Genomic DNA, 12,136 nt, shown 5'->3' on the forward strand with positions numbered 1-12,136 from the left:
CTTATAATTTTTCGACTATCACAAAATAGGCTCCTAATTCTTCCTTATCCGCTAAGGTCAACCAGGTCTTAAGCTGTGTTTCACCTTTTTCTAATTCGACTTCAAATTCGACATATTCAGAATTGGAATCAACTTCTTTAGACAAAGCGAGCTCTTGTATCGCTATTCTGGCTGCTGTAATGTTTAAAGCTTTTCCTTTCTTACTTGCACTTACGCTAGTTCCCTCCTTGGCAGGGCGTATTGGAGCCTCTGCATTAAGAGCCAATTTAGTTTCCACTGGCCAGCGGCGTAGCTTTACAGAATATTTCCCTTTTTCCGCTACCTTAAGTAGCCAATAGCCATTGTCTTTGTATCCTGTTCTAATGTGCCTTTGATGCCAAGGGCTAGCTACTTGGTCTGTATGCCAATCGTGCGAATAGAGCTTAACAGGGTTTTCGGCCTCATGCCCTATATAGATGTAAGGTTGGTCTTTATAACTTGGTGATATTTCAGCCCACCACTCGTCATAAGCCTTTTTAAACTCATCCATTTTTTCAGGGTGTTGCTCCGCAATATTAGAACGCTGCTCTGGGTCAGTGCCTAAATCATATAATTCTTCCCCATTAATTAATCGCCAGTTAGACTGCATTAAAGCTGTTCTTCGCCAAGGCTCAGGATTTTCAATTCGCTGTGAATTTGTAATGACTATTCTATCTACAAAACCTTCTGTATTCCCAGCCATTAGTGGCGTTAAGCTTTTTCCATCAAAATTTAGGTCAGGACTAGCATTTAGTTTACAAAGGTCAATCAGCGTAGGAAGAATATCATAGTGAGCGGTTAGCTCATCAATGTCTTTTCCGGTAGAAATACCGCCATCTTTCCAATGAATAAAAAGCGGAACACGGTGGCCGCCTTCATACATGCTTGCCTTTACACCCCGCATTCCTGCGTTATTACCCGTACCTATAAAGCCATCTAAACGGTCTTCTCCTTTCGCCATTTTGGCTCCAGCGGCAGTACCATTATCTGTAGTGAAAATGATGATGGTATTATCCATAAGTTCTATGGCTTTTAGATATTCAACCAACTTACCAATGTTCTCATCTACGTTTGCCAATAGGCCATAAAATGCCGCATTGGGGATGTTCTCATTGTCTTTATATGGGTCAGAGTATTTGTCATTTACAAAATATGGAGAGTGAGCAGCATTGGTAGATAAATAGCAAAAGAAAGGCTTGTCTTTATTTTCGCTGATATACTTTTTTGCGTTTTCAAACCAAATGTCTGTGCAAAAACCATCAAACTTTTCAAGCTTTCCGTTATGCATATAGGTGTCGTCAAAATAGTCATTATCCCAATAATCCATGGTTTGTTCTATACCGCCGCCGCCATGTACCAATACCTCATCAAAACCTTTGTCTTCTGGTCTGAAAGGGTAATTGTCTCCTAAATGCCATTTGCCAAAAATTCCTGTGCTGTATCCATTCTCTTTAAAAATTTGTGCCATGGTCGTCTCCCTTTCTAAAATCAAAGAGCGACCATTTACCGTATGCCAAACCCCAGCCCTATTGGAATGGTGCCCTGTCATTATAGCAGCACGCGTAGGAGCACAAGTAGGGGATACGTGGTATTGGGTAAACCTAGCACTGTTAGCATGGAGGTTATCCATATTTGGTGTTTTGATGTACTCATTTCCCAAACTAGCTATGTCGCCATAACCTTGGTCGTCTACCATGATTAAGATTACATTTGGCTTTTTATCATTCGCTCCCTGCGATGTGCAAGAAATGAATAAGAATATGGACAAAAGCAAAGAAATGTATTTTGCTTGATTCAAGAACATGTGTTTTTGGGTTTGATTTAAGTTCATTTTTTGATGTTAAGTTCTATTCGAAATCTAGTCTCGTGGTCCAGCCTGACCTAATGGGAAAGGCTTAAAACCAATTTCTAAAGCAGGGCTATTTTTAGATAAATTGAAATCACCATTTATTGGGTCTATAAAGCCTGGGTCAGCGATGATTGAATTCTTGTCATTGCCAAGCGTCTGCCAATCGGCCCAACTCATGACGGCTTCCTTAGGTTCGTAAATTCTGCTTGGGAAACGATTTTGCCCACCTAGCACCTTACCCGTAGTAGACCATACCAAATTACTGTCGGCAATAAAACCACCTTTTTGTTCCACATTGTACTCATAACCACCAGCATATATTGGCGTACCATCACTAAGTAAAATGTTGTTTTTCAATATAAAAGCAGTGTGGGGTTGCATCTTTGCCATCATGACAACGCTGGCATCTGCAAAAGCAAAAATATTGTTTCTAATTAAATTATTTTCCCCGTAATGCTGATTAAAGGCTGCGTGGCGACAGCGATAAGCAAGATTGTTTTCTATCAATATATTCGTAGTTCCCTCGTCGCAATAAATGGCCCAGCCTCCATATTTTCCAGCCCAAATATCATGAAATTCATTATTTCGAATGACAGTTCCTGTTTGATTTCCTAAGGTATAAATACCTCCTAAGTCACTTAGAACTGAACCATCACCATTTTGGAGCTTACCTATATGGTGAATATGATTGTATTCAAAAGTATTGTTGGTGGCTAATGCAGCCCCATACCCCCAGGTCCAGCCAGTGGAAATGGCAGAGTAATAAAAGTTATAGATTTCGTTGTGATGTATTTTGTTGTTCGGGCTCTGCCCAATCCAAATACCTACCGCACAATGAAAATATTTTCCACCATCATAAATTCTAGAATCCGCTATTTCGATATTACTAGTGGCATCCGATGGCCTTTCTAATACAGGAGGAAACTCTCCTCCAATTCCTTCAGGTCCTATTTTGGCTTTAGGTCGGAGTTTAGGACCAACAAGAACGCCGCCAGCACCCAAGTCATGAATATCGCATCGTAAAATGCGATTATTGGTACAGCCTAATGACATTTCGATACCGTAGTTACCAATTGCCGTAATTTCACATGCTTCAAAAAGGCAATCTTTAGCACCCGTAAGAAACAAAGCACCCTCCATTTTAATGTCTGCTTGGCTATAACCAGATTCTTCATTATCTCTAGGCAAAATCCATGTGGTATGGCTAAATGTAATTCCTTTAAATTGAATGTTTTTAACAAGTTTATTATTAGCGGCATCTCCCTCTAAACGAAGTACATTTACCAAAGATGGTATTGTTGCTACCACATCGGTCTCTCCTTCTAGTGGAAAATAATACAGTTTTTTAGCTTGCCTATCTAGATACCACTCACCAGGTTTATCTAGCATAATACGACCACCCTCTAGATAGTAATCATCATCAGCTTCAATAGCTCTACCACTTTTTTTTGTGGAGACAATCTTTTTGTTTTGGCTGTCAATACTGTCTATAGGCATATGATACTCCAACCATTTATTAAACACCACAGCTACGCCGTCATCTGCATCTTTCAGATAATGTTCATCCGCTTGACGATATGCAAAATCATAAGCACTATTTCGTCTTACTTCTTTGGTGTCTTCGCCTTGTGACATTGGCACTTTTAAATAACCACTGTTAGGTGTTCTTGCTTGAATTGCACGATGACTGTTTACCCATAACTGTTCAAAGGGAACATAACCTTCAAGGTTTGACAAGTCTGAAACTAACACCTTATAATCGTTTAGTTTGGTTTCTGTCCATTGACTAAATTTCAAGCCACCACTAATTATTGGCTTTTCGTTTTTGTAAGCACTGTACGTAATTGGGAATTCCTCAGTACCAGAATCTTCAGCAGCCAACACAAAGGGCTTTGAAAGCTGATAAGTTCCACCTTGCAGATATACTGTAACAGCTTTGTCTAGCTTTTTGCTTTGCTTGAGTTCTCTTATGGCATTTCGTGCTTTTTCTAAGGTTGCAAACGGACTTTTAGCACTTTTTCCATTCTGTGTGTCACTACCATCTGGAGAAACGTAGAACGCTATTTCATTTTTTGATGCCGTATCGGAACATGATATGGAAACATATAGCATGCTTATCAAAAAGAGTAATTTTAATTTCATGGGTCTTGTATTTAATTCATCTCTATTTTGGATTCTAATACTTGTGGGTAGGTAGCTCCACCTCCTCTGGTTATGGAGTCTCCAAAGCATATTATTTTCTGGTTAGGCTTTAAAAAGTCATTTTCTTTTAAAAAGTAAAAGACAGTTTCACCTATGAAATGATACCCTAGAGTGGTAGGGTGTACACCATCATGAACACCACTATTTTTTTGATTTCTAAAGAATAAATCTTCGTTGTGTTTGGGTAAGTCCATGTCTGTGAAAACTTGATAGAGGTCAATGAATTTCAAATTATGGTCACCGGCCATTTGGGCAACTATGTTCCTAGCCGAATTAAGTTTAACGTTAGGTGCTGCGTCAAATAACTTCCTGTCGTGCCTTTCAAATAAATAGGTAGAATCTACAGGAGGGGAGGACATCAAAACCATGCTGCTACCTTTTTCTGTTATGGCTTTTACTATTTGCTCTAAATTCTGCTGATACTGCTGATAACTTATCATCTTTTTAGAGTTGAGCAAATCATTAGTACCCACCATCAAAATAACTAAATCTGGTTTTTTGCTTAGTACGTCATTCTCTAAACGAGCTAATAAATTATCGGTGTTATTTCCACCTACTCCAGCATTGATTAGCTGAGATTGGGCATTTTGATAGCTTCCGAAAAGAAGCAGTACGAAAAAGCATTTTATCAAATTTGACATGAGAATGACTATTTTACGAATTTCAAAACTTGCTTGTCTTTAATTAGCTCTTTTTTCAGTGTCTCATAATTGACATCATGAATACCCGAATCAGCATCAATGGCCAAGGCGGCTAATGTACCAGCACTTTGCCCTAGAATCATAAATACAGGTTCCATTCTGATGGAGCCGAAGGCTATATGAGAACTAGACACTGCCAATGGAACTAGCAAGTTTTTACATTCTTCTTTTTTTGGAAGTATGGTACCTAAATGAATCTGATATGGTTCTTCCGCATCTACCCCTAAATCTCCTTCGTTTTGTGCATAACCATCTTCCGTAATATAACGTTGTACATTATGAGAATCCATGGTGTATGAACCCATTCCTATCGGCTGACTCACTTTGCTTCTTCCTAAAATTTCGTTTTCAGTCATCACAAATTCCCCAATCATTCGCCTGGCTTCTCTTACATATATTTGGTAAGGCCAGTGACCATTGTCTACAAATTCATCTTTTGACAGTCCCCATTTGTTAATGTTGTCTCTATGTCTCTGTGGTACGCTTTCATCATGCCCCCAAAAATATAGTAAGCCTTTATGGTAGTTGATGTGCTCTTTAAGAATCTCTTTACGCTTTTCATAAGAGGCCTCTGGGTACTCGTAATTCATACCGATGGCATCAGAACTAAAAGGTCCCACATTATTTACATCTCTTTTCATGTTTGGAATTTTTCCTCCACCAAACATAGAATATCTGCCCGATTGAAATACCCTTCTTAGTAACTCGTATTCTGCAGGGTCATAGTTTTCAGGTTTTTCAAATGGCACTACATTGTCTTCGGCATTTGTGGTGCATAGTCTATAGTTATAGGCCTGCACTTTTTTGTCTCCTTGGCCTTGCTCCCCTGGAGGTTCTGTAGAGATTCTTGGTAAAACACCACTTGATGGGTCGCCTGGTATGATATATGGGCTTATTTTTCTGTCAGCAAAGTTGTGACTGTGGTGAAATATTTCTTTTTGAACACCATTCCATTCTTCGTTGTAAACACTGTTCGCCTCGCGACCTACATGATATTTTACGCCTGCAGCTGCCATCAAATCTCCTTCATAAGTACCGTCAATGAAAACTTTTCCTGTGTACTTTGTTCCATCTAACATGGTGATAGACACGATTTTGCCATTTTTCATCTCCACGCCGTTTTCACGGTCTAGCCATTTATCTCTTAAAATCTTGATGTCATGCTTCTTGACCATCTCTTCAAAGATTTTTTCTGCCACATGTGGCTCAAAAGTCCACATAGTTTTAAGGCTGTCGTCAATGGCTGTGGTGCCTTGCCCTACATTTCCATATTCATTTCTTGGTTGCCAGTTCCATGCTTCTTCATCTTGATAGTGCTCATAAACGCTTTGGTAAAACTCTAGAGAAATACCACCGATTACACTTTTATTACCTAAATCAGTAAAGCCAAGTCCGCTGGCTGACAAACCACCAATGTGCTTTTCTGGACATACTATTAAAACAGTTTTATTCATCCGCTTTAATTGCACTGCAGTGGTAATGGCTGCCGATGTTCCGCCATAAATAATCACGTCAGCATCATGCTTTTTGATGGGTTCAGAGCCAAAACATATTGATTGAACCAGGCTAAAAACTAAAGCTAATAGGAGTACGGATTGAAATTTTCTTATTTCTAATGGTAGGGCTTTCATTGTTTGTTTCTAGGGTTATTTATTATCTCTTATCTGAAATCGTATTGTGTTTTTTGACGCATCGTAACTTACGGTTTTTGCATTTTCATTGAGCGTGATGCTTTTGACTTTCTCTGCATTATAAAGGTTAATAGTAGCATTGGGCTGACCGTCAAACGTTATTTTCGGATTCTTTCCAAAATCTTCTACAAGTGTGTAATGTTTTGATAGCGAATGCAATAAAGTCTGAGAGTCTCTTCTCAAATAACTACCATGGCCAATGAATACTTCGTTGATATTATTGATATCAGTTTTGTCAGCGTTTTCGTCAAATTTTAGCACCGTTAGGTAGGCATCTGTATCCCAACCTTCTATACTAATCTGGCTATTGCGGTGTTTTAGGCGTCCGTCAGCTAGCAGGTTGAAGTATACCACAGTGGTTTCTCCTTTTTGGGTAATAGATACTTTTAAATAGTTTTTGCCGTAGTCACGCGTAATAATTGGCAGCTCGTTTTCATTTTCTAAAATGATGGCAGAAACAAATTTGGTACGAGCCGTTTTTTCAAAATGACTGATGGACCAATAAGGCTTGCTATTTTCAGGTTTATGGTCTTCATAGCCCATCTTTTCCGTTAGTCGCATGTTTTCAGGGAAGTCATGAGGACGCTCGCCACCCGGAGGGAAGGTCTCAGGAAATAGGGGACGTACTCTTATTTTGGCGTTTTCTTCTTGGATTTTTAAATCAATACCGCCTTTTAAGTTTGACTCACCGTTATAGTGCAATAGCCACTCAAATTGACCTGGCTCATAAGCCAATAAATCATCAATAACTAAAATGACATCACCTACCCAAATAAAGCTACGGTAGTTTCTAGCCAGAATATGGGAGTACGGACCTGTGGCATTAGCCAATAAGAATTTAAAGTCTTTTCCTTCAATGAGGTTATGAAGTGAGCCCGAATTAACACTTCCAAAATAGGGGTCATTTCTGTTTTGGGCTTTACCATCAAAAAAGACCACATTATGAGCTTCGCTTTGACAGTAATACTCGGTATAAAGTGGACTCAAATAGCTCGCACTACCTGGGTCTATGATTAGGTTTTTGCCATTATGAAATAAAATATAGGAACCTGCATCGGCATGAGCGTGATTCCATGTAAAGCCTGATTTGACAGCTAACATGGTTTTATTGTCATCCCAAGAGTTTCTCATAGTAGCCCAGCCCATCTCTTCATAAAGGTGCGATTTATGGCTGTTTGGTACGTAAGAAGCACTCAGCGTTGGTAAATTTGGCATTAATGCTAATGCTTCTGCAGACTTCCAATATTTTGATTCTTCATTTTTTACTTGATTTAAGTACCAAGCATATTGCTCCTTTTGAAAACCAACAGACCATAGGAGTTTAATTATTCTTTCGCCAGTAGCGTGCACGTTTGCATCCCCGAAGTTTACGGCTAAATCATTTTCTCCATTGGTATAATAGGTGGTGTTGATGAAAAAATCCCCCAAATTATCTAGAATGGGGGATTGGTAGTATGTGGCTTCTGGCCACACGTTTTTATAGGCAGAGAGAAATAATAAGTATTGCGAAGCGGCATATTCCGCATAATTAAGACTTTCATAAAAACCACCATCTTTGTCAAATGTTGGCGGTTTGTTTTGGAGAACGCTACCTGTGAAGCTCATCCACTCCTGGGTGTAATCTTCTGTTTCTTTAGCCCAATTGGCAGCTTCTGGTATTTCGTCTCTTACCGCTAAAGAAGCAAAACCAGACATGTAAACACAGGCACTCCACCAGTTATGACCCATGGTGTCAAAAGTGTGCATATTCTTTGCAGGGTCTAGCCAGTCTTCTTTTGCTGGTATTATACCCAAGTCCACTATGCGTTGTGCTAATTCTTGACGTTCCTGCTTGGGGAGGAAATCATATATGCTATCATAACCCATGGCTATATCATAGCTGGTGTGCGAGGTTCCTAATCCAGCTTGCCATGGTGGGTCTCTTTGTAGCAAAGTTCTGCCTTCCCAAGTTTCTTTGGAGGCGTAATCAAAGAGTAATTCCTTTAATCTAATCGCAAATTTTTCTTCACCAGTTAGCCTGTAGGCTAAGCCAAGTAAGAGTCCATCTGAAGACCGTAGCTTTTCTTTCTCGAGTAATTCAAGTGCATGCTGATGCTGGTTCTCCCAGTTCTTTTTTACAGATGCGTTATTTTTTATTTGCTCTTTTAAGCGAGCAATATTTTCATCTGTATAAATCAGATATTTCCTGTTTTGGGCATTAGCCGAAAGTACAAAACCACAAAACAAAAGGAGTAATAAGCTTCTTAGCATAATTATAGATTAGGGTGTCATAATTCAAAAAGCAGAGCGTTTCTCCACTTTTTGCTGTATGCAATATTATCCCTTTTCTAGCCGCCAGCGTATTACTCATGTTTCATGAACTATAAATTATGAGTTATTTGAGGGGAATAGTGCTTATTTAAGCCTAGAAATTATTGGCTATGTTCAATAATTAGTTTTTGGCTGAGAAAAAGAATTAGCTGCTATTTATAGATGGGAATCCTGTCGATAGCTGAGGTACCTTTGGCTTTCATTGCTCAGAGTCCCTAACGAAGACCCTGAGAGGGAAAAGGTAAAACCATTGGACAAGGGTTTATTTGTGTAATTTCACTAAATCGGTCTGAAGACCGAAAAACATATTCCGCTAGGTCAAAAAGACCTTGCGGAGCGGGGCGGATTCTGCTGATATAAAAAATAAACTGGCAACGACTATAGGTGGTGTTTTGGAAACTTTTTACATTCAATGCTCAGAGTCCCTGACGGAGATTCTGAGATGGGAAAAGAATGGCGATATATATATGAGAGGGCTTCAGATAAGGATGATTAAACTAAATGAAATAGTGTTCTACAATATTATATCCGCTATTGGTATTTTGCTTGGCTTGGCATCTGGCTATTTTTTATATCAGGGTGGTCTTATTGTTATGGGAATAATTCATGTGGGTATTAACCTTTTTTTAGTTAAGCACCTTAAAAAGAATAAACAGTCTTATGGTATTGGTTTAGTTTTCAACACAAGTACACTGCCTTTATTTATTATTTTGATATTTTTAACACGGATGGATAGAACTTGGACGCCTCAATTTTGGTCTAGAATGATTAAAGATCTTTTAGAAATATGGTTAGGATTAATTGCAATTTTTTCTATTGTTCATGGAATTTACTCATTATTTAATAAATCGAAACAACAATGAAGGCCAGTTTTTTCCCCTCACAGTAGCCATTCAGAGTCCCTGCTCCGCAAAGTCTTCCTGCCTGTCCTCCATTCGGCGGATAAATCGGCAGACTGGTTAGACTTTGTGGAATATGTTTTTCGGTCTAAAGACCGCCTCCATACAAGTAAGGTCGAAGACCTTGCACAGCAGTTATTTGAATTCAGTCAAAAATTGGTCGCAATCATTTTTAAACTTCACGGCCTCAAAACTTTTAATTTTTGATAAAATTGGTAACGCAGCATTTAATGAACTAAAAATAGCAGAAACCACCATTTCTCGACAAATTATTTCCGAAGCCTCAGTGAATTTTGAAAAGTCATCTCCATCAATTCTAATTGAGTAATGAAACTGCTTTTCAATTAAAATTTCTTCTTTGGTATATTCATTTATACTTTTTTTCGAAGGTATCAACTTTGGTTTATACTCTTTGAATAAATGCTCAAACCCTTTTGACGGATTTACAATGGCAACACCGACTAAGAATTCATTAATCCCAACTCCATATTTTTTGTCTGCAAAAAAATCTCCTATCCTCTTTGCAACGGAATGGACTATTGAAGCCTTACTTTGTACCTTTCGGTCGATGGTTAATGCTATGTCAAATTTCATATTTATCTAAAGATTTTGTTTCCTGGGGGTAATCCTCGCTCCGCAAAGTCTTTTTGACTTTGTGGAATATGTTTTTCGGTCTAAGGACCGCATGAAATATGAGTCTCTAGGCCTTCTTTCCCTTTTACAGAGTCTCCGGAAGGGACTCTGAAACCTCCTTATTAAATTACCCAAATACCAAGATAGTCGTACCAATGGCAATATACATATCACCTGATAAATCTTGGTCAAGCTTTCTGCTGTTATAAGAAATAAACTACCAATGACTATAGGTAGTGTTTTGGGAACTTATTACATTCAATGCTCAGAGTCCCTGACGGAGACTCTGAGTGGGGAAATCTATTGCTTAATAAAGTCAACTTGTTTCCACTCAAAGTCTATGGCATCATTTTCCTGAGGTGTTCCAGGCGTACTTCTTCCATTTAAGATGATATCGGCAATTTCCTTTTTATGTTGAGCAAAGACTTCTGGATTTTGTTCAAATAGGTTATTTTCTTCTGCGGCGTCATTTGTCAAATTATAAACTTGAAAAGGAGGGAGGTTTTCTATGCCTTCAGAGCCTGGTATTGGTGCACTCCAACCTCCTGAGTCAGGACAAAAAATGGTTTTCCATTCAGCTTTTCTATAAGCAAAAGAGCCATTGATAGAATGGTGAATAATGCTTGTTCTCTTTGGTTTATTTGTCGGAACGTTTAATAAAGACAAAAAGCTGAAACTATCTTCCGCCGCATTATCCTCAAGAGGTACATCTAATACATCGGCTAGTGTTGCAAATAAATCTGTGGTACAAACGAGCTGGTCTGATTTACCCGGTTTAACTTTATTTGGCCACCTAACAATGTAGGGTACTCGGTGTCCTCCCTCAAAAATGTCGGCTTTATGCCCACGATATACATAACTTGGGTCGTGGCCTTTAGTGGCCAACTCTTCAAAATCGGCTTGGTTAGAACAGCCATTGTCGGCAGTGAATATTAAAATGGTGTTATCCGCAATACCTTGCTCTTCTAGCGAAGCCATTATTCGGCCTACCATAGCATCTACCATTATTACAAAGTCTCCGTAATCATTTAGACCACTTTTTCCTCTAAACTCTTCTGTAGGAAGAATAGGAGTGTGAGGGGCAGGTAAAGGCATATAAACAAAGAAAGGCTTGTCTTTATTAGCATTTTCTTCAATGTAGCTAATCGTCTTATCCGTTATGTGGGGTAAAACGAGTTCGTGAGAAAAATCATCAGACGTTAGTCCTTCTCGCCACCAAGACTGCTTTCCTTTGTTCACCGTGCTTTTGGTAGGAACCATGGTAGGTTTATCATTTTCAACCCATACATAAGGAGGCATGTCTAAGGAACCGTTAAACCCATAAAAATAATCAAAGCCTAAAGTGGAAGGTCCATTTTTTACACTTTGAGAATAATCAATACTGTCTTTACCAGCTTCTATATTGTTCCAGTCCCAGCCTAAATGCCATTTTCCAAGGCCTGCTGTTTTGTAACCGTTATCTTGTAAAAAGCTTGGTAAGGTTTTTCTGTTTTGAGAAATAAGAGCTTTGTCATAACCAAATAAAACACCTTGCTTTAGCCTTGACCTCCAATTGTATCTGCCGGTCAAAACTCCATATCTGGTGGGTGTGCATACAGCACTGCTAGTATGTGCGTCGGTGAATTTGACACCTTGCTCACCTAGTTTATCAATATTGGGAGTTTGTATTTTAGAGTTTTCATTGAAAGAAGACACATCACCATAGCCCATGTCATCGGCCAGAATAAATATGACATTAGGTTTTGTCTTTGATTGCTTCTGCTCCTCATTGCAGCCAGTTGAAATTAGGAGTGAAATGCCAAATGCTAGGCTTAAAAAGATGCTCTTTTTCAT

General features: G+C 38.9%; 8 protein-coding genes. 1 reads left to right on the top strand and 7 read right to left on the bottom strand.

Features of this window, described 5'->3' with window-relative positions; all coding sequences use genetic code 11:
• Nucleotide 1: 1 nt before the first annotated feature.
• Genes ACSBFT_RS02570 through ACSBFT_RS02590 form a run of 5 tightly spaced genes read right to left on the bottom strand, consistent with a single transcriptional unit; the run spans nt 2 to nt 8,711 of the window.
• A complete protein-coding gene (locus tag ACSBFT_RS02570) occupies nt 2-1,849 on the bottom strand; it encodes an arylsulfatase (RefSeq protein WP_489603293.1) in 1,848 nt (615 codons plus the stop codon).
• Nucleotides 1,850-1,876: 27 nt separating this feature from the next.
• Nucleotides 1,877-4,009 carry a right-handed parallel beta-helix repeat-containing protein gene (locus ACSBFT_RS02575; protein ID WP_489603295.1) on the bottom strand — a complete coding sequence of 711 codons (2,133 nt, stop codon included), beginning with the start codon at nt 4,007-4,009 and terminating at the stop codon, nt 1,877-1,879.
• Nucleotides 4,010-4,020: 11 nt separating this feature from the next.
• Nucleotides 4,021-4,710, bottom strand: a complete 690-nt coding sequence (locus ACSBFT_RS02580; RefSeq protein WP_489603296.1) for an SGNH/GDSL hydrolase family protein — start codon at nt 4,708-4,710, stop codon at nt 4,021-4,023.
• 8 nt (nt 4,711-4,718) lie between these two features.
• The gene (locus ACSBFT_RS02585; RefSeq protein WP_463048387.1) at nt 4,719-6,401 is read right to left on the bottom strand and encodes an FAD-dependent oxidoreductase; all 1,683 of its coding nucleotides are present in this window, start codon (nt 6,399-6,401) and stop codon (nt 4,719-4,721) included.
• 15 nt (nt 6,402-6,416) lie between these two features.
• On the bottom strand, nt 6,417-8,711 hold the full coding sequence (locus ACSBFT_RS02590) for a heparinase II/III family protein (RefSeq protein WP_489603298.1): 2,295 nt from the start codon (nt 8,709-8,711) through the stop codon (nt 6,417-6,419).
• A 548-nt stretch (nt 8,712-9,259) separates the two neighbouring features.
• Between ACSBFT_RS02590 and ACSBFT_RS02595 the strand changes: the two genes are divergently transcribed.
• Nucleotides 9,260-9,634, top strand: coding sequence for a hypothetical protein (locus ACSBFT_RS02595; protein ID WP_162628061.1), 375 nt, complete (start codon nt 9,260-9,262; stop codon nt 9,632-9,634).
• 171 nt (nt 9,635-9,805) lie between these two features.
• Here the strand turns inward: ACSBFT_RS02595 and ACSBFT_RS02600 are convergent, their stop codons facing one another.
• Complete coding sequence (locus ACSBFT_RS02600; RefSeq protein WP_489603300.1) at nt 9,806-10,264, bottom strand: Imm44 family immunity protein; 459 nt, start codon at nt 10,262-10,264, stop codon at nt 9,806-9,808.
• 339 nt (nt 10,265-10,603) lie between these two features.
• On the bottom strand, nt 10,604-12,136 hold the full coding sequence (locus ACSBFT_RS02605) for a sulfatase family protein (protein ID WP_489603301.1): 1,533 nt from the start codon (nt 12,134-12,136) through the stop codon (nt 10,604-10,606).

The organism is Arcticibacterium sp. SM2516 (assembly GCF_057914865.1).